Below are 22,533 nucleotides of genomic sequence, written 5' to 3'. Positions count from 1 at the left end.
GTCAATTAACCGTTGGTTCGCAGCGCCCGTCAGGCGTCTTGCAGTGCCTGGTGCAGCTCCAGCCAGAGCGTCGATGTCAGCGCCTCGATCAGCGCAAAACGTTGCTCCAGGCGCGCCAGTACCTGTGGCGAGTGAGTCGCCTCGAATTTCAGCGCCAGCAGCGACAACGCCCGCCAATGATCGGTCAGCGTCTGGCTCATGTCCTGCAACCGCGCGTCACATCCGGCGCGTTGCAATGACTGCCCGAGCAAACTGAGGCCTGGAATGACGTACAGCACCACAATGTGGTCGAACAACCGCCGCGCCGCGATGGCCGCCGGTTGGGCCGGGCCGCGAAAGCGCCCCAGGCACAGTTCGCGATACACCTGCAAAGCGTCTCGATGGCGCTTGTTCACGCGATAGCTGCGGGCTTGGCGGAGGAGATTTTCACGGACATCGAAGGCGACCGGTTGCAGGGCAGGGCGCATCACCACGAAGTGGCCCATGTGATCGTAGGTTTCGGTGCGTACACGGTCGCAAATGGCCGTGGCGAATGCCTCGATCGACAACCATGCCTCACAACCGTGCGGCTCGCGATCGACGATCAGCGAGTCGAAGATTTTCACGTGGCTGGCGCTCTCATGAATGCCGGTGACCAGTACCGCGTGCAAATAACCCGGTTTGCTCCGGTAGACCGGCGCGTAATCGAGGTGGGCAGAGTTGACCCAGACGACGACGCCGGGATGCGTTTGCAGCAATGTGCGCAGTTGCTCCAGCCAATCCGCAGCGAACGGCAAACGCTGCACATCGGCGCCCAGCGCCTGGCAGGCGAGCAGGCCGACTTCTTCGACGGCGAAGGTGTATTCGGGCATTCCCCACTCATCGAGACCGGCGCGGTACAGGTAGCCGTCACCGGCTTCGAGCAGCTGCGCCTCATCAATCGGCGCGCCATTGCGTGCGTACAGTTGTGCCAGGCTGCCGGTGAAGCAGTTGATGGCCAGCGGTGCGAAACGCACGACTTCATCGAGGTTCATGCGGCACCTTCCGTGACGGTTTGATGATCGTTGTGCAAACGGTTTTCAGCACCGCGAACGGCCTTGGCGATCCGCCAGAAATAAATCCCGCCGATGGCAAACTCGAACACCGAACCGATGATCCAGCACGTCACCAGCGTCGACGGCGCATCACGGTTGTTCATAGCGAAGTAGTAGATCAACGGGATGCTCATGAACCACATCAGCACCAGCCGCACGATCAGCGAAAACCGCGCCATGCCGATGCTTTCGAGCACGGCCGCACCGGTCATGGAAAACACGAAGGCCCCGGAAAACGTCCATAAGACGCGCTGGGTATCGATCGCCAACGCCAGCGTTTGCGGGTTGTGTCCCAAGTCACCGAAGGCCTTGAGCAGCACCTGCGGCATAGTGATCTGCACCGTCGAGACCAGCAGCACGTAAGCCAGTTCGATGATCACCGTGACCCGCAGGATGGTGGCCAGTTCGGCGTATTGTTGTTTGCCCGCAGCGGTCGCGCAGAGAATGCTGCAGCCGATTCCCAGGCCGATGATCGGAATGATGCCGAGGTAATTGATCGTCAGATTGACGTTGTTTGCCGCCAGGGCACTCGAGCCCAGCACCGCAATGATCCAGATGAACGCGGTATTGCCCAACTGATCGACGCCAGCGGACAAACCGCTGGGCACGCCCCGACGCAAGCGAAACAGCAAGCGCGAGAGCAGGCGTTCACTGCGGGCGAGGAAGATGTTCAGGAGCTCGCGCCAGACTTCGCCGGGCAGCATGACCGCGTAGCACGCAAGCATCGACAGCGTACCGATCAAAGTGCCGATCGCCGCGCCAGCCATGCCCATTTCCGGCAGGCCGAACTTGCCGAACACCAGGCCGACGGTAAACACCGAATCGACCACTTGCCCGACGATGCCGACCAGCAGCGTTTCGCGGGTGCGTCCCACGCCGTTGAAAAATGATGACAGCGCCGTGTTGATCGCCATGACGCCGCCGAACATCGCCGCCCAGAACATGTACTGCGATTCGAGGCTGACAATCTGCTCGGGACGCGAGCTGAGTTGCGGGATCATCGCCATCAGCGGCGCGCCGATGAACAGCAGCACGCCGCACGCCAGTCCGATGAACAATCCCAATGCGGCCTCATGCCTGGCCTCACTGAGGCCGGAACGCCCATTGGCCTGCGCGATAAACGAACGCGAAACGCCGACGGTACTGCAGAAAAACGCAATGATCGCCATGCTGGTGAACACCGCCGGCCCCGACGCTGCCAGGGTATCTTGCGAGTAGTGCGCCAGGCACAGGCGATCGACCAGCATCATCAACAGGTTGCCGACCATGGTGCCCATCAACGGGAACGACACCACGGCAATGCGTTTTGCGACGCCGGTGTCAAACCAGGGCTGCATGTTCAGACTCCCTGGCGTGGCGGCTGGCCGGTTGATCCCCGAGGACGTCCTGCAGATGCGCGAGCAATGCTTCGGGTTCACCGATTTGCGCAAGCAATGACAGCAACAGACGCTCCATGCCAAAGGCCACGCACGCCGAATGCATCAGCGGTTCAGGTGCTTGCGGGCCGATCTTGAAAGCTTGCGTGAAGAGGTCCCGATGCAAGTTGCGTGAACCGACGCTGACCTTGCGCTCGGGCCACGGAATCAGCACTTCCAGTTTCACCCCCATGGCCAGTTGCACTTTGCGCGTGACCTCGGCGGTTTCCCCATAAAATACATCGCTGGCGCGCTCGACAAAGGTCGACGGCACCAAGCGTTTAATCAGTTCCACGCCACTGTCAAACAGCACCTGGCACATGTGTTCGACCTGCGCCTGGCTACCCAGCAGCACAAACTCACGCATGGTAAAACTGCCCAGCCGCGTGGCTTCGTCGAGAACCGGCTCGTAGCGGTGGCAGTGGCCCAGCGCGGTAAAACACTTGAGGTCCCAGCGTTCGGTGCTGCCGGCCAAATGCGCAAACGTGTGGTAGCAGGTAGAGGGGCTGAGCACCCAGTCGCCGTCGCCAGCCTTGTGCTGGTGATCGCTGCATGCGTGCGGACTGGCCGTCATGGGAATGCACGGCAGTTTGTTGAAGAAGCCGATTTTTTCCAGGGTCTGGCGTTCAATCAGCGTGGTGCACGAATGGGCCGTGGCGCGGATATGCCGCGCCATGCTCTGTTGCAGCGCTTGATCCAATGCTTCATAGGCCTGGAGCAGCGTGTCGCAAAAGCGATAGCCGATCAGGCCGTTGCCCGAAACGACCACCGAGAGCAGGCGACGAGCCTGCAAGTCTTGCAGCGCAAACATGGTGTTCATCCCTGTTGATTCATCATGGCGGCCACGCTGTTGACCAGCGCTTCGCGGCTGTCCAGGCAAAACGGCTGCAGCGCCGCATCGTCAAAGACAAATTGCAGGCGATCTTCGATCGCTACCAGCAGGCGCATCTGATCCAGCGAGTCGAACACGATCTGCTCCAGCGGCGCATCCGGGCTGACCCGTTTGGCGCTGGCGAGTGTTTGCAGCACTTCATCGACCACTTGGGCCAGATCAGCGTCAATCAAGGTTTCCATACGATAAATCCTTCCATGTAAAGCGTGTCGAGGGCGATGCTGCGGAACGTGGCGAGGGCGACATCCGGTGCCATGATCAGCGGTTGCCCCTTGACGTTGAACGAGGTGTTGATCGAACAACCGAAACCACAGACCTTGCGCACCTCGGTCAACAGGCGCCAGAAATTCTCGTTGACGTCCCGGCTGACCACCTGGATCCGCGCACTGGCGTCGGCGTGGGCGACACCGCTGACCGCGTCCATGGTTTCTTCGCGCACGCGCGCGGTACACAGCATGTAGCGGGTGGGCTGGAGTTTTTTCGATTCGAACAGGCGATCGCAATCGATATCCAGCACGGCCGGGGCAAAGGGGCGAAAGGGTTCTCTGAACTTCACCAGACCGTTGATACGGGCCTTGATCGCTTGCCCGTTCGCACGGCCGAGGATCGAACGATTCCCCAGCGCGCGCGGGCCGAATTCCATGCGCCCGTGGAACCAGGCAATGATCTTGTCGTCCGCCAGATCGCGGGCGGCCTGAGTGAAATATTCATCGGTGAGGCCGACATAACGCCATTGCAGGCCGCCATCTGCCGCCGCCTCGTGCAAATGCTCGCGTATGCATTCAACGCTGTATTGCGGCCCCAGATAAGGTGAAAAACCGTCGATGCGCGGCTCGCCCGCTTGCGCCGCGTGATAGAGCGCGGCGCCCATCGCGGTGCCGTCGTCGCCGGCTGCCGGCTGCACGAACGCCTGCTCGACAGCGGGCAAGTTGCACAGCGCCTCATTGGCCTTGCAGTTGAGGAAAGAGCCGCCCGCCAGGCACACCGCCGTTTCACCGGTGCGCTCCAGCCAATGAGCGACAAGCGCTTGCAGCAGTGAGGCGAATTTTGCCTGCAATGCGGCAGCGAAGTCGCCGTGCACATCGGTAAGTTCGTCTTCCGCCGCCCGCGCAGGAATGCCGAACGTGCGCTGAAGAAACTCCATCGCCGCCGGGTAACCTTCCTCTGCGTCGGTCAAGGTGTTGGCGGGCCAGTGGATATTGATCGAGCCAGTGGCCGGATCGAACCGCGCCAGCTCATTGAAGGCTTCGCTGTAGGCTGCGCCGTTGCCATAAGCGGCCAGCCCCATCACTTTGTATTCGTCACTGTTGAAGGCAAAACCGAGAAAGCGCGTGCAGATGGAGTAGAGCAAGCCCAACGAGGTCTTGATCGGTTGGCCATGCAATTTCTTCAGGGTGCGCCCTTGAGCCTGGAACACCGTCAACGACTCGACTTCACCCATGCCGTCGGAAACGACACACAACGCACGCTCAAAACCGCTGGCGAAATAGGCCGAAGCGGCGTGGGCGACGTGGTGCTCGACGGCCTTGAAGCGTGCGCCGACATCTTTCCAGCCGGCTTGCTCGAGGCCCTCGATAATTGCTTTGCCGCTGTAGACCTGGTCAAACGATTCGCCCGCTTGAGGGAAAAAACGCCGGTAACGATCGTAGTCAAAACCGTGCGCGATGACCTGCACATCGCTGGGCTGCAACTGTGCGACCTGCAAGCAGTATTCGATGGCATTGACCGGCAGTTCACCGGTGCCTTTGACGCCAGTGAAGCGCTCTTCGGCGGCAGCAGCAATTATTTTGCCGTCGACCAAAAGACAGGCGGCGCTGTCCAGGCCCTGGCAAATGCGTTCATCGATTTCCAGGGCCTGTGGACAGCGCTCGTGGCGGGCCCTTTGCGCGTTGGGTAAGCCGCTGATACCAAGAATGATCATTGTTCGATGGCCTTGAAGATTGAGATGGCGTTGTTGCCGCCAAAACCGAAGGAGTTGTTCTGCACGTAACGCAGCGCACGCGACACGCCACCCGGCTGGGTTACCAGGTCGATCTCATATTCCAGGCTGTCCGGGTCAATCCGCGTCGGCGGCAGCCATTGATTGCGCAGCGACAGGCAACTGGCGACCGCACCAATCGCGCCGGCCGTTGCCATCATGTGGCCGACCGTGCCTTTTATGGCCGTTACCGCTGCCGAGGCATAAGTGCGGTTGAAAATGGTGCTTTCGGTCAGGTCGTTGGCCTTGGTGCCGGTGCCATGGGCATAAATTGCGCAGATGTCGCTGGCTTGCAGGCCTGCCTGTTCCAGTACTCGCTGGTGGCAGGCCGCAACGCCGGTCAGGTCGGGATTGGTCGGGTGCGCGGCGTCATTGTTGCTGGCCACGGCGAGAAGTTCGGCGTAAGGCGTGGCGACGACAGCGTCGGCACGTTGCAGGACCAAAAAGGCTCCGCCTTCGCTGATGGTGATCGAGCGCCGATCGCGCGAGAACGGTTTGCACGGTTGCTCGCCCAGCGCGTTGAGGGTGTAGAAGCCCGACCAGACCTTTTTCGAAAAAGCATCGCCACCACCGACAACCGCCGTGTCGACAGCCCCGGAGCGGAGCATGCGCAAGGCAAATTCCAGCGCTACATTCGTCGAGGCGCAGGTGTTGTGAAAGCACAATGCCGGGCCTTGCGAACCAATGGCGCGCGCGACATTGCGGGCAATCGCATGGCTGGAGTAGGTGTTGTTGCGCCAGGCCTCATCGTTGCCCTCAACGCTGAGGTCGAGGATGTCGGCTTCGGCTTCGTTGTTGCCAACGCACACCAGCGCATTGCGCAGTGCAGCGCAGCCGACAGGCAGACCGGCATCATTGATCGCCTGCATCGCGGCATCCACGGCGTAGAGCGAGGAATCAGGAACATCGGGGCCGGTGATCTGCGGCGCGCGCTGCTTGAGCAACGCCTTGTGGGCGTCGTCGATCCGCGCGGCCATGAAGCCCGGTTTCATCCCCGGATACACCGGATCCTGGCCGCTGAAATTTGCCTGGCGCTGGAGCAATGCCTGCCAGAAATGGTCGACGTCGAGGCCAATGGGCGTGACCGCCCCAAGTCCGGAAACATGGATTGTGTTCAAGGGGTTTTCCTTTTCACGGAAATAGCGTTGTGCACCACCAGCCGCACGCCCTGTGCATCCCAGGCGCAGGCGTCCCACGCGAGGAACGAGCCGAAATGTCGCACGCGGGTGTGTAAATGCAGGGGCGCAGCGCTGGTTGTACGGTTCAGGGCAATCTCCAGCGCGTCGAATCTGGCGAAGACATAACTCGCCGGGGTACCAGCGGCGTGGCGTTGTTGCAGGACCAGTGCCAGATTGCCCAGGGCTTCGCTGACAACCAGCAAGGCCGGATCAACGATCTGTGCGAGGTAACCGTGCTGCGCGATCACCTGTGCAAGGTCGATGCAGGTGCTGGCGTGGCTGCCGTCTTCGTTGACGTTGACCTGTTCCGGCAAAAACCAGTACTGCGGCTCACGCGTGGGGCTGACATGCACTGGGTTCAGACACGGTTGCCCGATGTACTCAGGTGCGTCGAGAGCGCCAGCGATGCTGGATGCAAACGAGCAGCACATACCGGACTCGTTATCGATGCGGGTTTGCGCCGCTTCGTTGACATAAGTGACGGTCTGGCCCGGACGCACAAAAGCCTTGAACAGCAACCGCTCGACGCGGGTGCTGGCATCGGTTGGCGCGGAGCGCTGTTGCAGCTCGTTGAGCACCAGCAACAGGCCGGGCACGATCGGGTCATTGTCGAAATGCACCTTGAACACCTCAAGGCTAGGGTCGAACACTGCACTTCGGCGGCTATTCATGATGGCGCGCAATCTCGATGCTGCTGGCGCTGTCCGCGTCGGCCAGTAACAGCGCCGTACGCTGACCGGGCTTGAGGGCCAGGGCACCCTGGAGGAATGCCGCGAACACGAAAGCCCGATTGTGTTCATCAGCGGCAAAGCCTTGGTCGTTATCGTCTGGCGGACACTGCGCAGCCAGTTGCGCACGACTGCCGCTGTCGAGGTAAACGCGGGCATCCGTGGCGATGCTTTTCAAGGCACGTTCTGCCGTCGACTCAAAACTGACCCGGGCACTGAACTGGCGCCCTTCGGTGAGCGCCAGATAGCAGATACCTGAAGAGCTGCGGGCCGCGGGAGCCTGTTTGCGAATGTCGTCTCGCGCTTCGTCGCAATAGGTATCGCCGACGAACACGTGGCTGCGGGCGCGCGGATGACTGTGCACATGGAGCAAAGCATGCAATAACGCCAGCGCCGGGGTCTGCGCACCGGCATTGAGCGTTGCGTTGCCGCCGCCGATGTGCCGGCTGATATTGATGAAGGTCGATGCAGAACTGGTGGTCGCGTACGGAAACTGCTGGGCCGACAGGGCCTTGTGATCGGCTTTGGCCTGGCGCTGGAAACGCAGCATGGCTTGCAGATTGCCGTATTCGGTGCCGACGATAACGGTTTCTTCGCGGCTGTTGTCGACAGGGCTCACGTAGCGTTCGGCCAGATAAAAACAGATCCGGCTGAACGTATCGCGGAAACGGTCGCCTTTGGCGTCCACCCATTCGTTGAAGTCATCCGGCAGCAGATCGGCTTCTGCCGAGGTTGACGGGGTCGACGGATAGACGGCGTAGCGCTCGATGGAAAACTCGAGAGTCGCTGGATTCATGGGGTGCTCCGAGCGTGAAATGCGTGCGTGCATTTCGATTGGAGAGGGCATCAGCACGGCGGGATCAGCGCCGGGTGATGCCTTCTACGGTCCTTGTATGGCCAGCGCGCATTGCGCAGCCGAAGACGAATGACTCAGGCGCTGGCACCCTCGATTTCCTGCCAGAGTTCGCCCACCGTCCGCGCGCGCACCAGGGCATCTTCATCCAGTTCGGTGCCGAACTCGCGCTCGACGGACATCACCACGTCGATCAACTTCAACGAATCGATTCCCAGCGCCTGCAGTTCCTGCGTCAGCTCGAGGGGGTGATTGGCATCCAGTTCGGCAACGGTTCTGAGGATTTCTGCTAAACGGCTATCAACAGGCATGGTCTGGCTCTCTTTTTGTGTTTATCGGATAAGCGGGAGGAGGGGGCGTCAGTGCGTCAGTTCAGCGTGGATGTCACAGACGAAGTCACGGGTATCGAGCACCGCCGCGTTAAAGCCATCGCGGACCTGACTGGCCTCGATCGTGCCGTCGGCGATCAGCGCTTCGATGGATTCGCAGGTGGCCTTGGCGTGAGCTTCTTCCCCGCTCTCGTCCATGTGAATGGTGAAAAACTCATCACGGGCGATGACGTTGGGGAATTGCTTGAGCAATGCGCTGTGGATCACCGCAATCTGAAAGTCCGCTTCGGTTTCCACACCCAGCGCGTAACCCAGGGCGAATCCCAGTGTTGCGCTGTAGCCGGCAATCAGTTTGTCGACAAAGCGCTGAGCGGTCTCCGGGCGGTCACCCACTTCATAACCCAGGCTCTGGACAAAATTGCTGAACATCGTGGAGTGGCAGCTCGGCGTGTTTTCTTCGCGGATGATGCTTTTGATGTAGCCGCGCCAGTTTTCATTGCTGTGGGCTTTCAGTGCCGCCGGCAGCACCTTTTTGTTGAAACCCTGGCTCGAGCCCCAGTAGTACGGGCGCAAGAAAGATTCGAAGGCGCTGGATGACATGTTGCCTTCCAGCAGCGTCAGGTACATCGGGTTGTCGATGTGATCCAGCTCGAGCATTCCGTGTTTGAGCAACTGGCTGAGCCAGGGCAGGGACGACGGATCGTCTCGCGAAACGATGCGCTCCCGGTAGAGTTGATTCGCCGCTGACCTGGCATTGCCGGATAGCGTATGCGGCGCGTCGGCCGGGGGTTTTTCCATGGTTGTCATTGTGTCTTGCCTTCCTTGTGACAGAGATTTCCTTGCGGTGGTCGCGGCTCAGCCGGACAACCCGCCATCGAGCGTCAACGCGGTTCCGGTCAGGTACGGCGAGTCGAGCGTGGCGATGCAAAAGTGCGCCACGTTATCCGGAGTGGCGAGGCGTTTGAGCGACGGTTCCCGGGCCAGCAGGGTCTTTTTTTCAACCGGCAGGTCGGCCAGCATGCCGCCGTCGACATAACCCGGCATGACCGTGTAGGCGCGGATGTTGAATCGGCCGTAATCATGCGCAATGTTCACCGCCAGTGCGTTGAGCGCGGCCTTCGAACAGGCGTAGGGCGCAGCCCCGGTCGCACCGCGTACGGCGGCGGTCGAGGAGACGAACTGGAAAACGCCCTGACGCGCTTTGATGAAGTGGGGAATGAGGTGGCGGGCCACACGCACGGCGCCGAAGAGGTTGACGTCGAATGCGTTGCTCCAGGCGTTATCGTCGAGTGCGTGGATCAGACCGTCGCTGGACAGCGCCGGCGCGTAGATCACCGCATCGATCCTGCCAAAATCGGCAAGCGCCTGCTGGATGGCCGACTTCACGCTCTCATCCGAGGTGACGTCCATGAACAATCCGGGCATCGATCCGGACCGTTGGGTCCCTATAACCTGATAGTTGTTTTGTTCTGCCTGGCGAACAATGGCTGAGCCAATTTCGCTGGAAGCACCGACCACCAGTAAATTCTTGTTATTCATATTCAAGCCATCGTTTAGAGAACTAAAGGCAACCCTTGCACTGCTGAAACTGCAAAGTTTCAGAGTCTCTTCACCAACATCCAGTTGATGATAATTACTGCTTTACCCATTGGCTTTCGGGGGTAAAGCCTGCACTTCCAACATTGCAATGAGTCGTTACAATCTTTGCAGCCGCCGGGACTATGCCCAGTCGAAAAATGCCTGTCAAGCGCGTTGGATCCAAAATAATTTCATCGAAATCGAGGGTTATTAAATTGCCATCAAGTAAAATATCTTTTAAAAACAAGCAGATGATAGATAACTGGAAAGTCAGAGCTGGATTTCGGTTTTTGTTTTTTTTGAAATTATTTTTCTGACGCAAATGATCGAGCCGCATCAATTAATTGCATGGGCAATTATTCATGGAATTTATTGTGGTATCTGTCTTGGCTAGTCTTGCAAGTGCAACGAGCAACAAACACCCAGTAGTTTCGCCTTTGACTCGTCAGTTTCCGGACGGTTTAAAGCCGTCAACCCGGCACATGGCCGGGTTGACAGGTTTAATTGTTTTTGATGTTTACGTGAAATAACGACTACTGCACCTGGTTATTCATTCAAGAACTTTACTCGTTGCCCGATCCGCTAAATGGCACCCGACTCAAAACCGCCACGTTACGCCGCCGCCAACGATGTGCAGGGCACTGTTGGGGTAGCTGCCCGACAGCGTCTGGCCATTACGCTTACTTTGCTGCACATCCATGTCGCCCAGCCAGACCAGGGTATAATTGAGGTTGAGGTCGGTGTCTTCGGCGAGTTTGTAGCTGATGCCTGTCGCCAGCCGCCAGGTCTCGTTCATCGGATTGTCGACGGTGCGGTCCTTGTCTTTGACGGCGGAGCTGTCATAGCCGATGCCCATGTTCCAGCGCAGCTTTGGGCTGATCTGGTTTTGTGCACCAATCGACAGGTGCCAGGTGTCCTGATACTTGCGATCCACCGAACGGGAGACGTCACCGGCTGCCGAATCCACCGACACCCCGATGTCGGCAAAATCGCTCCAGTCCTGCCAGTTCACCGAACTCAACAGCGTCCATTGCTCGTTCAATTGATGGGCGATGCTCAGGGTCGCGCTCTGGGGGATGTTCATGTCGATCTCCAGCTCGTCGACATCCAGCCGCGACAGCGCCAGATTGAGCAGCGGATTGCGAATGCCGTGGGCCGAGGGTGAGTCCTTGAACTCAAGCTTGACCTTGCTGGTGTAGGCGAAACCGAGCGTAGTGCGCGGGTCCACCTGATAGCGCAGACCGAGGTTGATGCCCACGCCGGTGTCGGTGTCCTTGTATTGCACGTTGCCATCTTGCTGGAACGGCGTGCCCGGCAGGAAGGCGTTGTTGTCGACCGCCAGTTTTGTGTAGTAATAGCCGTAGACCAGGCGCGGGCCGATGCCCATCGACAGGTCGTCAGTGATCTTGTAGGCGAACGTCGGCTGCATCGAGATGCCGATCAGTGTCGATTCCTGAGTGAAATAACGCCCGGCCCAATCGTCGTCGTATTTCACGCTCAGGCCGAAATTGCCGTACAGGCCGAAGCCGATGCTGGCGCGATCATTGACCTCATGGCTGATGAAGAAACTACTGCCGGGCAGTATCGGCAGCGGATTGCCGCCCTCGTTGCCGGAAAAATCATTGTCGCTGTCACGATCGAAGCCCAGACCACCGAGCACCGCTTGCCCGGTCAGGCTGATCTGCGTGCCCTTGAGCGCAGCAATACCGGCGGGGTTGCTCATCAATACGCTGGGGTCGGTGGCCAGCGCCGCCGAGCCGGCGTTGGCCAGTCCTGCGCCTTCCTGTCCGGCTTCATACAGTTGAATGCCGCCTGCCGACACTTGGCCGGCGCTGCCAGCCAAGGCAAGAATGATCAGCGAATGCGTGGATTTCATCCGTAACTTCCTTATAGATGGACCTGCATCAGTTTTAGACGTGCTTTGGCCAGTACACCAGTCAATGGTCGGGTTTGTTGCAGACAGCTCTGCGAGTCCGGTTCTGACAACAGGGACGAAATGCCGCTGATACCGCAGATGTGTTCTAGGCTCAGCCAGTCGATCAATCAACAGCATCGAGTGAACAGTCCTGGTCAGGAGAACCGCTATGGAAGAAAAACCGCTGCTCACCTTCAACAGCTCCAGAGCATTGCTGGACGTGCTGATTCGCGCCGGGTTGATCACCACGCTGGTGCTGTTCTGTTTCGACATCTTCCATCCGTTTCTCAACGTCATGCTGTGGGCGTTGATTCTGGCGATCACCTTGTATCCACTCAATCAGAAACTCGGCGCCAGGCTCGGCAATCGCTACGGTTGGGCCGCCATCGTTCTGGTGTTGCTGGGGCTGCTGATTCTGATGGTGCCGCTGAGCCTGCTCGGGGCGTCCGTTGCCGATTCGGTGAAAGTCGGCATGCACACCATGGAAGCGCAACAGTTCGAGATCCCGCCGCCACCGGCCAGCGTCGAGAACTGGCCGCTGATTGGCGCGCCACTGTTCGGTATCTGGCAACACGCCTCGCAAGACCTGAGCTGGGCGTTCAAGGAACTGGCGCCGCATCTGTCCAGTTGGGGCAAGGTGCTGCTGCATCACGCCGCCGGTGTCGGTGCCGGGATTGTGGTGTTCGTCATTGCCTTGATCGTTGCCGGGGTGATCATGACCCATGGTGAGCGCGGGCATCGCACTGCGGTGGCGATTACCACGCGGATTTCCGGTCCCGTGCGTGGCCCGCAGATCGCCGAACTGTGCACCTCGACCATTCGCGCCGTGGCGCAAGGCGTGGTGGGGATCGCGTTTATCCAGATGCTGCTGATCGGTGTCGCGCTGGTGATCATGGGCATTCCGGCCGCCGGCATTCTGGCTTTGATGGTGCTGCTGCTGGGCATCATGCAACTGCCGGTTCTGCTGATTACCGTGCCCGTGGTGATCTATGTGTTCGCCCAGGACGGCGTCAGTGCCGGCACGATCATCTTCACCGTCTGGATCATCATTGCCGGGCTTTCCGACAACGTCCTCAAACCGATGCTGCTCGGGCGCGGTGTCGCGGTGCCGATGCCGGTGGTGTTGATCGGTGCGCTCGGTGGCATGGTCACCAGCGGGATCATCGGCTTGTTCACCGGCCCGGTGATTCTCGCCGTCGGTTACGAATTGTTCATCGGCTGGGTGTATCAGCCGGCGGAGGTCCAGCGTGTGCTGGATGACGGCAACGAAGAAACCCTGCCGTAATCTGACAACCGTTCATCGCTCAACTACGCTGGCTTACGTATCCCTCTCTGACACTTGGGCGTAAGGAACAAGGCGCATGCGAAGCAGGCTGCTGGCGGTATCGATGTTGGTGTTCGCAGCGCTTTGGAGCGGACTGGGCTGGGCTGCCGATGAGGCGACAAAACCTGCGGATGAAGCAGTGGAATTGAAGGTCGCCAATCGCAGCATCATGCTGTTTCGCGCAACCATTCTGGGCGAGGCGCCGGCGTCACGGGTCAAGCGGGCGAAGATGGTCATCAGCGAAGCGCTGGATGAAGACGCGGCGCTGAATATCACCACGGATGCGATCCAGAACAGCTACATGGTGCTGATCGGTGACAAGCGTGCGTTCATCGTCGCGCCCAAGGATATCGACAGCCTCGAATACTCCTCAGTGCAGCAGGCCGCCGAAGGCGCGGCGGAAAAACTGCGTCAGGTGGTCACTGAAACCCGTGAAGCGCGCAACCTGCAAATGATCGTGCGCTCGCTGGCGCTGGCGGCCGTGGCCACGCTGATCTATTTGAGCTTGCTCTGGTGCCTGGCGTATCTGCGGCGCAAGTTGCTGGCCAAACTGCCGGCACTGATGGATCGCCACACCCAGGCGCTGAAAGTCGGGCGCGTGCAACTGATCGATTCCAACTTCCTCTATCCGCTGGTCAGCCGTTTTCTGTTATTGCTGCGCTGGCTGGTGATCCTGCTGCTGACCTATGAATGGCTCGGCTTCGTCCTGTCGCGATTTCCCTACACGCGGCCATGGGGCGAAAGCCTCAATAACTACCTGTTCGAACTGGCCGGCTATCTGCTGCAAGGCATTGTCGGGGCGATTCCCGGGCTGGGCGTGGCGCTGGCGATTTTCTTTATTGCCCGTGGCGTGACGGCGTTTACCCGGCGGATTTTGCGGCGCATGGCGATGCCGGGCACATTCAGTTGGCTGAACCACGAAACCCTGCAACCGACGCAACGCCTGACGGCGCTGGCGATCTGGCTGTTTGCCCTGGCGATGGCCTATCCGTATCTGCCGGGGGCGGGCACCGATGCGTTCAAGGGCCTGTCGGTGCTGATCGGCCTGATGATTTCTCTCGGTGCGACCAGTGTGGTCGGGCAGGCCGCCGCCGGTTTGATTCTGACTTACACACGTACTTTGCGCCCCGGTGAGTTCGTCAAGATTGGCGAATACGAGGGCACCGTGACTGAGCTGGGCATGTTCACCACGCGCATTCGCACCGGGTTGGGCGAAGTGCTGACGCTGCCCAATTCGATGATCACCGGCACCGTCACCAAAAACTATTCGCGCACCGTGCAAGGCCCGGGTTACGTGGTCGATACGGTGGTGACCATCGGTTACGACACGCCGTGGCGCCAGGTCGAGGCGATGTTGCTGGAGGCGGCGCACCGCACGCCGGGGGTTCTCGAAGATCCGCCGGCGCAGGTGTTCCAGACGGCGTTATCGGATTTCTATCCCGAATACCGCTTGGTGGCGCAGGCGATTCCAAGCCAGCCGCGACCGCGTGCAGTGCTGCTGAGCATGCTTCACGCCAACATTCAGGACGTGTTCAACGAGTACGGCGTGCAGATCATGTCGCCGCATTACCTGGGCGATCCGCAGCAAGAGAAGTGGGTGCCGAAAGACAAGTGGTACACCGCCCCCGCGCAACCGCCGAAAGACCAGTGACCGCCGCCGCAAGGAGTCCGCGACATGCTCGATTTCATTCTGCACGCGCTACGCACTGACCCGGAAATCGCGGTGTTCCTGGCGATCGCACTGGGCGTCTTCATCGGACGCATTCACATCGGCAGCTTTCATCTGGGCTCGGTGGCCGGCGCGTTATTGATGGGGCTGCTGATCGGCCAGATCGGCCTGGAAGTCCCGGCGGGATTGAAGTCGGTGTTCTTCGTGATGTTCATCTATGCCGTCGGCTTCAAGAGCGGACCGGAGTTTTTCGGCAGTCTGAATCGCGGCACGCTGAAACTGGTGCTGCTCTCGGTGGTGCTCTGTGGCACCGCGTTGGGAGCGATTCTGCTGATGTATTCGGTGTTCGATTTCGACGCCGGGTTTACCGCAGGGCTAGGCGCCGGCGCGCTGACCGACACGGCGATCATGGGCACCGCGACCAGTGCAATCAATCAATTGAGCCTCGACGCGGCAGCCAAGGTGCAACTCAACAGCCACATGGCGATCGCCTATGCGATTACCTACCTGTTCGGCACCATCGGCCTGATCGTGTTTGTCGGCAGCATCGCGCCGAAACTGCTCGGGGTGAACCTGCGTGAATCGGCCCGCGAGCTGGAGCTGGAATTGGGTATCGCCAAGGAAGAAGAGGCGATCACCGTGCCCTATACCCGCATTGTCGTCAGGGCGCATCAGGTGGCAAGCAATGGTCAGGCGGATGGCCAACGCATCGTCGATTTTGAAAAGCTGCATGACTCGTTGACGGTCGAGCGCGTGGTCCGCGCCGGGCAAGTTATCGAGCGCGATGAAACCTTTGTGCTGATGGCCGGCGATGTCGTCGGTGTGTATGCCTTGCGCGATGCGGTCGGCACGTTGAGCCATTGGGTCGGGCCGGAAATCGACCATCCGGAATCCTTGTCCTTTCCGACGCGTGAGGTGGACATCGTGCTGACCTCGGCGGAGTTTGCCGGCAAAACCATTCACCAGGCCAAGACCCGACTGGCAAGCGACGGGCGCCTGGGGTGTTTCGTCAATACCATTTCGCGGCAGGGTTACGAGCTGCCGTTGCTGCCCAACACGGTGCTGCGTCGCGGTGACGTGTTGACATTGACCGGGCGTACCGCGAGCGTTGAAGCGGTGGCCAAACGTCTGGGGCGCATCCGTAAAAACAACTACAAGAGTGATATCGCCATGCACACGTTGGGCATGGTTTTCGGTTCGCTGCTGGGATTATTGTCGACGCACATCGGCATGATACCGGTGGAGCTGGGCATTGGCGGCGGGGTGTTGGTCGCGGCGCTGGTGATCGGCTGGTACAACTCGCGCCACCCGGAAATCGGCGCGCTGCCACCGGCCGCGCAATGGGCGTTTTCCGAATTTGGTTTGACGGCATTCGGCGCGGTGGTCGGCTTATTGGCGGGGCCGGCAGCGTTTGCCGCGATGAAGGAGCAGGGCCTGGCGCTGTTGGTGTCCGGCGCGGTGGTGACGATCTTGCCGCCGTTGGTGGCGTTGTACTTCGGCCGCTACGTGCTGCGCTTGCATCCGATGATCCTGTTTGGCGCGCTGGCCGGAGCACAGACCGAAGCGGCGTCGATGAACAAGATCATCGAACAATCGGGGAGTAACACCCCGGTAATCGGTTTCACCGTGTGCTATGCGATTTCCAACGTCCTGCTGGCCGTGTGCGGGCCGATCATCATCTTCGTCGTCGCTGGCTGAGATATCGAAATACAACAACCTCTGTGGCGAGGGAGCTTGCTCCCGCTGGGCCGCGAAGCGGCCCCTGTTTTAGAGCTTGGGCCTGCCGCGCAGTCCAGCGGGAGCAAGCTTCCTCGCCACAGGTTCTCCACTGGCACAGGTTCTCCAGGGTTTCAGGTGCATACCTTTGCGTCAAAAACCGCTTTCGCGCATCAGTACGGCGAGGACGTGTGTTGCGCCATCGCCCAGCAAACTTCGTCGTTCACCTTCGATCTTCATATGCCCACGGGTCTCGCGCAGGCTCGGCAGTGGCTCGTCCAACTGAATCAACACCTGAAATAACGCACTGCTCGGAATCAGCGAATGCTCAGCGTTGGTTGTCGGTACCGGCCCACCAAAACGTGACGACAGCATGCGATGCGACAACTGACTGGCACGGGTGCTGCCGATCTGTGCAACCCGGCCGGACAACGGCGTGGTCTGGCCGTCCGGGTAGAAGCGCACGCGATCGCCGGTGGCCAAGCGATGCACTTGCTCCTGCCCGACATACGCATCGACTTGCCAACTGCGCGGATCGATCAGCATGCCCAGCGATTCCTGGCGACCGACCCATTGTCCGGGTTTCCAGTCCGGATTGACGTCCAGCCAGATCCCCGCGAATGGCGTTTGCAGGTTCAACCGGGCGATTTCCGAACGGGCGGCGCGGGCTTCTTCGAATTGCACGTTGAGGCGCTGGCGAGTCACCGCATCTTCAGCCAGGCCGCCCGGATCGGCGATCAACCCGGACAACCGTGCCTCGTAGCTGCGCGCGCTGGCTTCGCTGGTGTGCAGGCGTGCAGCGATGTCCGGCTCATCGAGGGTGATCAACGTCTCGCCGGCCTTGACCGGGCCATCCGGGTGAATCGATTGCAGCCGAGCCGGGTAGGGCGCATACACGCGTAACTGGTGCTCGGCGCGGGCCACGCCGACCGCATCGATCTGCGTGCGCCACGGGATCGCCAGAGCGACGAGGATCGCCAGCAATACAGCGTAGAACGCGACTTTGCGGCGGCTCGCAATGGCCGCGCGGTTTTTCCACCAGTGGCCCAGTTCGCGCATCACGGGCAGGGCGATAAACCACGACAGTTCGACCATGAACAGGAAAATCCCCAAGACCTTGAAGAAGAACAGATAGACCGCCAGCGCGATCCCCAGAAACAGTACCAAGCGGTAAACCCAGGTGATGATTGCGAAAGTCACCAGCAAACGCCGTTGTCCGGTCGGGAACGTCTCCGGCCAGTCTTCGCGCAAACCCAACAGATTGCGCCGCAACGTCACCCGCGCCAGCGCCGAGGCGCGTTCGTGCAGGTTAGGGAAGTCCAGCAGGTCGGACAGAATGAAATAACCGTCGAAACGCATGAAGGGGCTGGCATTCAGGGCCAGCGACAGCAGCCAACTGGTGGTCGCCAGATACAGCAGAGCGTTGCGCAACGCACCCGGATCGCACACCGCCCAGCCCAATGTCGACAGCCCGGCCAGCGACAACTCGGTGACAATCCCGGCCGATGCAATCGCCAGCCGTTGCCGCGAGCGACTGAGCTTCCAGCTCTCGCCTGTGTCGGTGTAGAGCATTGGCCACATCACCACAAAGGCAATGCCCATGTGCCCGACGCGCAAACCCAGGCGGGTGGCGACCAAGGCGTGCCCGAGTTCATGCAGGGTTTTTGCGACGATCAGCGCCAAGGCAAAACTGAACAGGCCTTCGGTGGAAAACGACTCGACCACCGCGCTGGTGAACACGTCCCACTGTTGCAACACCAGAATGATCCCGAGCAGGCTCAGGCTCAGCACGATAATCCCGGTCAGCGGATGAAACAGCCAACTCAGCGCCCGCGCCAGATACTGCAAAGGTTGTTGTGGGCGCAGCAGTGGAATGCGGAAAAACAGGTAGTGGTGCAGCCACCAGCGCCAGGTCAGCCAACTGCCTTCCTCGCTTTTGCTCTTGAGTCGCTCAAGTGCTGCGGGGCCTGCGCGCAGCAACTGATGCTGCTCGAGAAACTGACGAAAATCGAGGACCTGCTCGACGTCCGGTTTCAGCGCGGTGCCCTCGGCAATCTGCTCGCTGATGGTGCGCGGCGATTGCCCCCAGCGCAGCAGGCATTCGAATTCCAGCCAGCCGATGCGGTAGAAACGGTTGATTACCGTGTCCTGAATCACCCATGCCGGCTCACCGTCGCTGCCGTGCGCCGCTTCGCTCAGGCGCAAGTCTTCGCGCAAGGGTGGTACGGGCAGATCGGCCGGATCGAGCATCACCAACCGCTCCACGCACGCAGCGTCGCCAGCGGCCGGCGCAGCAGGTAATAGCCGAGCATCACTCGCCCGCCGTAAATCTTCGCCGTGCCGTGCAGGCCAAGACGCGCATGTTCCGGCACACCGTCGATACTGGCGAGCAAGCGATAGGCGACCACACCTTCATCGCTCGGCCGCGCCTGATAACTGGTTTCGAGGATCTTGCCCTTCAGCGGTGCCAGCGGATACGCAGTGAGGAACAGGGTGACTTCGGCGCCCGTTTCCAGCGCGATGGCATCGGCCACCGCCAGTTGAATCAGCATGGCCGGTTGCGTCGGATCGGCCACTTGCATGATGCGTTCACCCGTCACCACTGGTTTGCCCAGCCAATCGTTGGGGTCGCTGAACACCGCAACGCCGCCGCGCGGGGACAACACTTGCGTACGCTTGAGCTGCGCCTGCACCGCCGCCAGTTCCGCGCGACGTTGTTGTGAACGGCCGGCGAGCAAGGTCAGCTCGCTCTTGCTCTGCGGGTTGTCGAAGGCGCGCTGGCTGGCCGCTTGCAGTTCGGCATCGGCCACCGCGACTTCCTTGCCGAGCACTTCGGCGCGGCTGCGCAGGGTGGTTTCGTCCAGCGAGAACAGCGGTGTGCCGGCGTCCACCGGCTGATTGGGACGAACCTGGATCTTTTCGATCACACCATCGATGGGCGAACTGATGATCTGCGCCTGCCGCGAGACAATCTCGGTGGGTGCCAGCGCGGTTTGCCGCACGGGCAACAACAGCAGGGCAGCGATCACGAGCGTCACGAGCAGCAGTTGTTTGCGATTCGGCCGCCAACGACTGAAGCGCTTGCGCCGGGTCAGCGCCGACCAGCAATACGCCCACGTGCCGACCAGCCCTTTCAGGTGCGGCCACAACACGGCGGGCGGTTCCTGCTCAAGCAAGATGATCAGCACGCCGAGGCGTTGATTGTCACGATCCTGCACCGGCACGCACCACAGCCCTGACGGCCACCATTCGTTCCAGCCTTCGGCGATGTCTGCCGGCGGCTCGGCGTTGTCCTGCGCCAACCATACGGGCTCGTCGCCGGGCACCTGCGCCGCGACCCAACGACTGGCCCGGCGCAGCCACACCAGATAGGGCGAGTCTTCGCTGGGCCGCGACAGGCCCGAGACATTCAACAGCTCCAGCGAATTTTCACGCTGGGCAAACACCAGTGCCTGATGAAACTGCAGCAGCGGGTACAAGTCGTTGGCCATGCTGAACGCCAGGGCATTCAGCGAGTCGGCGGCCAGGGCTTTATCGCGCAGCGCGTCAAGTTCCAGCAGCAGGTGCGGGTGGGGCAATTGCTCGTTCATGGTCATGGGCGCGCGTCTTGATCGAACTGCGCCGTGCCGCTCATGCCCGCCATCAGGTCGGGGTATTTGTTGTCGAGACGGGCTTCCAGTTCAACGGTTTGCGCCACCGCATCGACCCGCGAGTTGATGCCGCTGACATGGGCCGGATAGGTCTTGCCGGTTTCATGGATGCTGACTTGCAGCGGCAGCCCCGGCTTGAGGTCCTTGAGCAAGTTGGACGGCACGTTCAAACGTACTTTCAGCGCGCCGTCGCTGACCAGATCGAACAGCGGCGTACCGGCGGTCACGGTTTGATAAGGCTTGACGTAAACCTTGGCCACCCGCCCGGAAAACGGCGCGAGAACCTGACAATAACTGCTCTGCGCCGCGCCCATCGCCCGTGCGCCATCAGCCTTTTGCACTTCGGTGTTGGCCATCGACACTTCGATATCACCGACCGCATTGAGCTGACGCAGCTGCTGTTTGGCTTGCAGGTTCTGTTTGGCCATGGCCAGTTCCGCCGCCGCGACTTTTGAGCGTGCTTCGGCTTCGTTGCAGTTGAAGCGAGCGAGCAGTTCGGACTTGCCGACCTGTTCGCCGAACCCGGCTTTCAGTTCACCGAGGGTGCCGGCCATCTGGCTGGAGAGCGTGGTTTCCAGTTCGGCGGCGAGCAGCACGCGAATCGCACTGGCACTTTCCAGCGCTGGGGCTTGCGGGTTGTCTTCAGCGTGGACGGACAGGATCAGACTGGCCAACAGCAGAGCCCCGATACGAGACTCAAGGGCGATTTTGCGCATTCGGCGTTCCTTGCGAAGTGGCGGCGAGCAGACGTTGTTGTTCTTGTTCGTTCAAGGTGCGCTGGATTTCCCGGGCCAGGGTCTTGATGTCGTGTTGCGAGATTTCCTTGGGCAGCACGTCGAGGCCCACCGAGTTGTACATCCGCCCCCACGCGGCCTGAGCACTGGAGAACGCCGCCTCGCGCTGATAACGCGAGAGCAGATAACGGCCTTCGGAGCGGATCACTTCCAGTTCCGAGCCTAACGCGCCGGTCTTCGCCGCCTGGGCATAGTCGAGCAGACTGCGATCGACGCGCAGGCTGTCCTCGGCGAATTCCACCTCCTGACGCGCCAATTGATAGCGCAGGGTGCCGACTCGCACTTGCGTGAGAATCGCCATCGACAGCGCCACGCGACGGGTGTCGTCGGTTTCGCTCTGGGATTTTTCCGCCGCGTTCAACGACGGCAATTGCAGCAGACGAATGAGGTTCATCGACACTTGCAGGCCGGTGCTCATCCAGTCGTTGTTGTAGAGGTATTTGTTGGAGTCGTATTTGTAGCCGAAATCGACGCTGACGTTCGGCCACAGCTGCGCCTTGGCGATCTCCAGATCCTTTTGATTGACGCGTTTGCGGTACCACTCTTCCATGATTTCCGGGCGGTTCTCCAGCGACAGCTGTTCCAGCCGCGCCATGCTTTGGCGCACTTCCGGCAGTGCCGGGTCGGGCGCGTCGGCGAGGATCATTTTCGAGCCCGGCGGCAGCGACATCAGCGCCGACAGTTCGGCCTGGGCGAACTCCAGATCCTGACGGCGCACGGTCAACAGGTAGATCGAGTCGAGGAGGGCGCGCTGATAGGCAAGGATCTCCTGACGCGGCAGCAGGCCACGGGTTTCCGCCTCGCGGGCGGAGGTCAAGGCGGTGTGGGTGCGCATCAGCAACTTGTCGACTTCCGGCATCAGACGCTGCGCGCCGAGTGCCCGCCAGTAGGCATTGCGCACGTCCTGCAAGACGTTCTGCGCGACTTTGCGCCGACGCTCTTCGGCCATCAGGATCTGATCGGATTTTTGCTGGGTGCGGTAATACGCCACGCCGAAATCCAGCAGGCTCCAGCTCAGGCCCAGACCGTAGACTTCGCGATAGCGTTCTTCCGAGGTCGACGGACGCAAGCTGACCTGGCGGTCTTCGATGCCGATCGAGGTGCCGCCGGAATCGTTGTCGCGCCCGGCGTAACCGGCCGAGGCCACCAGACGCGGGAGCATCTCGTGGCTGGAGACGTCGCGCAGGTCCGAGGCCAGCGCGCTTTCCATCAGTTTCAGGCGGTAGTCGAGGTTGTACTTCAGCGCCCGCGCGGCGGCTTCGTAAAAGGTGATCGGCGCGGTGACCGGCTCCTGGCCGGAATACATGCGTGACTGGTCAGCGATGATGCGTTGGCGGTTTTCTTCGTCGGTCGAAGGTTTCGGTTCCGTTGACGAGCAAGCACTGAGCAACAGTGCAGAAGCGATGGCGGTACTGAGAAGCCGGGTCGCATGTATACGCAT

General features: G+C 60.5%; 20 protein-coding genes. 3 read left to right on the top strand and 17 right to left on the bottom strand.

Annotation, left to right across the window (positions count from 1 at the left end):
* Nucleotides 1-29: 29 nt before the first annotated feature.
* The 13 genes from ACIPZE_RS01910 to ACIPZE_RS01850 all read right to left on the bottom strand — a co-directional run bounded on the left by ACIPZE_RS01910 (nucleotide 30) and on the right by ACIPZE_RS01850 (nucleotide 11,900).
* Entirely contained in the window at nucleotides 30-1,013 is a 984-nt protein-coding gene (locus tag ACIPZE_RS01910) for a BtrH N-terminal domain-containing protein (protein WP_400770877.1), read from the bottom strand.
* On the bottom strand, nucleotides 1,010-2,410 hold the full coding sequence (locus ACIPZE_RS01905; protein WP_283436486.1) for an MATE family efflux transporter: 1,401 nt from the start codon (nucleotides 2,408-2,410) through the stop codon (nucleotides 1,010-1,012). The genes ACIPZE_RS01910 and ACIPZE_RS01905 overlap by 4 nt, the downstream gene beginning before the upstream one ends.
* Nucleotides 2,394-3,308 carry a hypothetical protein gene (locus ACIPZE_RS01900; protein ID WP_283436485.1) on the bottom strand — a complete coding sequence of 305 codons (915 nt, stop codon included), beginning with the start codon at nucleotides 3,306-3,308 and terminating at the stop codon, nucleotides 2,394-2,396. The genes ACIPZE_RS01905 and ACIPZE_RS01900 overlap by 17 nt, the downstream gene beginning before the upstream one ends.
* Complete coding sequence (locus ACIPZE_RS01895) at nucleotides 3,305-3,562, bottom strand: phosphopantetheine-binding protein (RefSeq protein WP_283436484.1); 258 nt, start codon at nucleotides 3,560-3,562, stop codon at nucleotides 3,305-3,307. Before ACIPZE_RS01895 ends, ACIPZE_RS01900 begins: the two co-directional genes overlap by 4 nt.
* A complete protein-coding gene (locus ACIPZE_RS01890) occupies nucleotides 3,550-5,301 on the bottom strand; it encodes a carbamoyltransferase C-terminal domain-containing protein (RefSeq protein WP_283436483.1) in 1,752 nt (583 codons plus the stop codon). Before ACIPZE_RS01890 ends, ACIPZE_RS01895 begins: the two co-directional genes overlap by 13 nt.
* On the bottom strand, nucleotides 5,298-6,476 hold the full coding sequence (locus ACIPZE_RS01885) for a beta-ketoacyl synthase (protein ID WP_283436482.1): 1,179 nt from the start codon (nucleotides 6,474-6,476) through the stop codon (nucleotides 5,298-5,300). Before ACIPZE_RS01885 ends, ACIPZE_RS01890 begins: the two co-directional genes overlap by 4 nt.
* Complete coding sequence (locus tag ACIPZE_RS01880) at nucleotides 6,473-7,207, bottom strand: hypothetical protein (RefSeq protein ID WP_283436481.1); 735 nt, start codon at nucleotides 7,205-7,207, stop codon at nucleotides 6,473-6,475. The genes ACIPZE_RS01885 and ACIPZE_RS01880 overlap by 4 nt, the downstream gene beginning before the upstream one ends.
* Complete coding sequence (locus ACIPZE_RS01875) at nucleotides 7,200-8,060, bottom strand: hypothetical protein (RefSeq protein ID WP_400770872.1); 861 nt, start codon at nucleotides 8,058-8,060, stop codon at nucleotides 7,200-7,202. Before ACIPZE_RS01875 ends, ACIPZE_RS01880 begins: the two co-directional genes overlap by 8 nt.
* A gap of 134 nt (nucleotides 8,061-8,194) precedes the next feature.
* Nucleotides 8,195-8,428, bottom strand: a complete 234-nt coding sequence (locus ACIPZE_RS01870) for an acyl carrier protein (RefSeq protein WP_283436479.1) — start codon at nucleotides 8,426-8,428, stop codon at nucleotides 8,195-8,197.
* A gap of 48 nt (nucleotides 8,429-8,476) precedes the next feature.
* On the bottom strand, nucleotides 8,477-9,253 hold the full coding sequence (locus ACIPZE_RS01865) for a hypothetical protein (RefSeq protein WP_400770869.1): 777 nt from the start codon (nucleotides 9,251-9,253) through the stop codon (nucleotides 8,477-8,479).
* A 48-nt stretch (nucleotides 9,254-9,301) separates the two neighbouring features.
* Nucleotides 9,302-9,985, bottom strand: a complete 684-nt coding sequence (locus ACIPZE_RS01860; RefSeq protein WP_283436477.1) for an SDR family NAD(P)-dependent oxidoreductase — start codon at nucleotides 9,983-9,985, stop codon at nucleotides 9,302-9,304.
* Between the two features lie 94 nt (nucleotides 9,986-10,079).
* Nucleotides 10,080-10,361, bottom strand: a complete 282-nt coding sequence (locus ACIPZE_RS01855) for a hypothetical protein (RefSeq protein WP_400770866.1) — start codon at nucleotides 10,359-10,361, stop codon at nucleotides 10,080-10,082.
* Nucleotides 10,362-10,622: 261 nt separating this feature from the next.
* The gene (locus ACIPZE_RS01850; RefSeq protein WP_400770863.1) at nucleotides 10,623-11,900 is read right to left on the bottom strand and encodes an OmpP1/FadL family transporter; all 1,278 of its coding nucleotides are present in this window, start codon (nucleotides 11,898-11,900) and stop codon (nucleotides 10,623-10,625) included.
* 208 nt (nucleotides 11,901-12,108) lie between these two features.
* Between ACIPZE_RS01850 and ACIPZE_RS01845 the strand changes: the two genes are divergently transcribed.
* The 3 genes from ACIPZE_RS01845 to aspT all read left to right on the top strand — a co-directional run bounded on the left by ACIPZE_RS01845 (nucleotide 12,109) and on the right by aspT (nucleotide 16,630).
* The gene (locus ACIPZE_RS01845; protein WP_400770861.1) at nucleotides 12,109-13,224 is read left to right on the top strand and encodes an AI-2E family transporter; all 1,116 of its coding nucleotides are present in this window, start codon (nucleotides 12,109-12,111) and stop codon (nucleotides 13,222-13,224) included.
* A 76-nt stretch (nucleotides 13,225-13,300) separates the two neighbouring features.
* On the top strand, nucleotides 13,301-14,914 hold the full coding sequence (locus ACIPZE_RS01840; RefSeq protein ID WP_400770858.1) for a mechanosensitive ion channel family protein: 1,614 nt from the start codon (nucleotides 13,301-13,303) through the stop codon (nucleotides 14,912-14,914).
* A gap of 24 nt (nucleotides 14,915-14,938) precedes the next feature.
* Nucleotides 14,939-16,630 carry an aspartate-alanine antiporter gene (gene aspT / locus ACIPZE_RS01835; protein ID WP_400770856.1) on the top strand — a complete coding sequence of 564 codons (1,692 nt, stop codon included), beginning with the start codon at nucleotides 14,939-14,941 and terminating at the stop codon, nucleotides 16,628-16,630.
* A gap of 171 nt (nucleotides 16,631-16,801) precedes the next feature.
* Here the strand turns inward: aspT and ACIPZE_RS01830 are convergent, their stop codons facing one another.
* From ACIPZE_RS01830 to ACIPZE_RS01815, 4 genes are read right to left on the bottom strand one after another with little or no spacing between them, the layout of a single operon-like run.
* Entirely contained in the window at nucleotides 16,802-18,898 is a 2,097-nt protein-coding gene (locus tag ACIPZE_RS01830; RefSeq protein ID WP_400770853.1) for an HlyD family efflux transporter periplasmic adaptor subunit, read from the bottom strand.
* Nucleotides 18,898-20,244 (bottom strand): efflux RND transporter periplasmic adaptor subunit, encoded by a 1,347-nt coding sequence (locus ACIPZE_RS01825; protein WP_400770851.1) that lies wholly within the window; start codon nucleotides 20,242-20,244, stop codon nucleotides 18,898-18,900. The genes ACIPZE_RS01830 and ACIPZE_RS01825 overlap by 1 nt, the downstream gene beginning before the upstream one ends.
* A complete protein-coding gene (locus ACIPZE_RS01820; protein WP_400770848.1) occupies nucleotides 20,241-21,014 on the bottom strand; it encodes an efflux RND transporter periplasmic adaptor subunit in 774 nt (257 codons plus the stop codon). The genes ACIPZE_RS01825 and ACIPZE_RS01820 overlap by 4 nt, the downstream gene beginning before the upstream one ends.
* A complete protein-coding gene (locus tag ACIPZE_RS01815; RefSeq protein WP_129393830.1) occupies nucleotides 20,995-22,533 on the bottom strand; it encodes a TolC family protein in 1,539 nt (512 codons plus the stop codon). The genes ACIPZE_RS01820 and ACIPZE_RS01815 overlap by 20 nt, the downstream gene beginning before the upstream one ends.

The sequence above is a fragment of the Pseudomonas sp. NPDC089741 genome, assembly GCF_044748825.1.
GTDB lineage: Bacteria > Pseudomonadota > Gammaproteobacteria > Pseudomonadales > Pseudomonadaceae > Aquipseudomonas > Aquipseudomonas helmanticensis.
This window is presented reverse-complemented; position numbering and strand designations above follow the sequence as displayed.

Bases quoted from the DNA above. Each gene is read 5' to 3' on its own strand.
- ACIPZE_RS01910 (WP_400770877.1), bottom strand. From the start codon at position 1,013: ATGAACCTCGATGAAGTCGTGCGTTTCGCACCGCTGGCCATCAACTGC.
- ACIPZE_RS01905 (WP_283436486.1), bottom strand. From the start codon at position 2,410: ATGCAGCCCTGGTTTGACACCGGCGTCGCAAAACGCATTGCCGTGGTG.
- ACIPZE_RS01900 (WP_283436485.1), bottom strand. From the start codon at position 3,308: ATGAACACCATGTTTGCGCTGCAAGACTTGCAGGCTCGTCGCCTGCTC.
- ACIPZE_RS01895 (WP_283436484.1), bottom strand. From the start codon at position 3,562: ATGGAAACCTTGATTGACGCTGATCTGGCCCAAGTGGTCGATGAAGTG.
- ACIPZE_RS01890 (WP_283436483.1), bottom strand. From the start codon at position 5,301: ATGATCATTCTTGGTATCAGCGGCTTACCCAACGCGCAAAGGGCCCGC.
- ACIPZE_RS01880 (WP_283436481.1), bottom strand. From the start codon at position 7,207: ATGAATAGCCGCCGAAGTGCAGTGTTCGACCCTAGCCTTGAGGTGTTC.
- ACIPZE_RS01875 (WP_400770872.1), bottom strand. From the start codon at position 8,060: ATGAATCCAGCGACTCTCGAGTTTTCCATCGAGCGCTACGCCGTCTAT.
- ACIPZE_RS01870 (WP_283436479.1), bottom strand. From the start codon at position 8,428: ATGCCTGTTGATAGCCGTTTAGCAGAAATCCTCAGAACCGTTGCCGAA.
- ACIPZE_RS01865 (WP_400770869.1), bottom strand. From the start codon at position 9,253: ATGACAACCATGGAAAAACCCCCGGCCGACGCGCCGCATACGCTATCC.
- ACIPZE_RS01860 (WP_283436477.1), bottom strand. From the start codon at position 9,985: ATGAATAACAAGAATTTACTGGTGGTCGGTGCTTCCAGCGAAATTGGC.
- ACIPZE_RS01855 (WP_400770866.1), bottom strand. From the start codon at position 10,361: ATGCGGCTCGATCATTTGCGTCAGAAAAATAATTTCAAAAAAAACAAA.
- ACIPZE_RS01850 (WP_400770863.1), bottom strand. From the start codon at position 11,900: ATGAAATCCACGCATTCGCTGATCATTCTTGCCTTGGCTGGCAGCGCC.
- ACIPZE_RS01845 (WP_400770861.1), top strand. From the start codon at position 12,109: ATGGAAGAAAAACCGCTGCTCACCTTCAACAGCTCCAGAGCATTGCTG.
- ACIPZE_RS01840 (WP_400770858.1), top strand. From the start codon at position 13,301: ATGCGAAGCAGGCTGCTGGCGGTATCGATGTTGGTGTTCGCAGCGCTT.
- aspT (WP_400770856.1), top strand. From the start codon at position 14,939: ATGCTCGATTTCATTCTGCACGCGCTACGCACTGACCCGGAAATCGCG.
- ACIPZE_RS01830 (WP_400770853.1), bottom strand. From the start codon at position 18,898: ATGCTCGATCCGGCCGATCTGCCCGTACCACCCTTGCGCGAAGACTTG.
- ACIPZE_RS01825 (WP_400770851.1), bottom strand. From the start codon at position 20,244: ATGACCATGAACGAGCAATTGCCCCACCCGCACCTGCTGCTGGAACTT.
- ACIPZE_RS01820 (WP_400770848.1), bottom strand. From the start codon at position 21,014: ATGCGCAAAATCGCCCTTGAGTCTCGTATCGGGGCTCTGCTGTTGGCC.
- ACIPZE_RS01815 (WP_129393830.1), bottom strand. From the start codon at position 22,533: ATGCGTATACATGCGACCCGGCTTCTCAGTACCGCCATCGCTTCTGCA.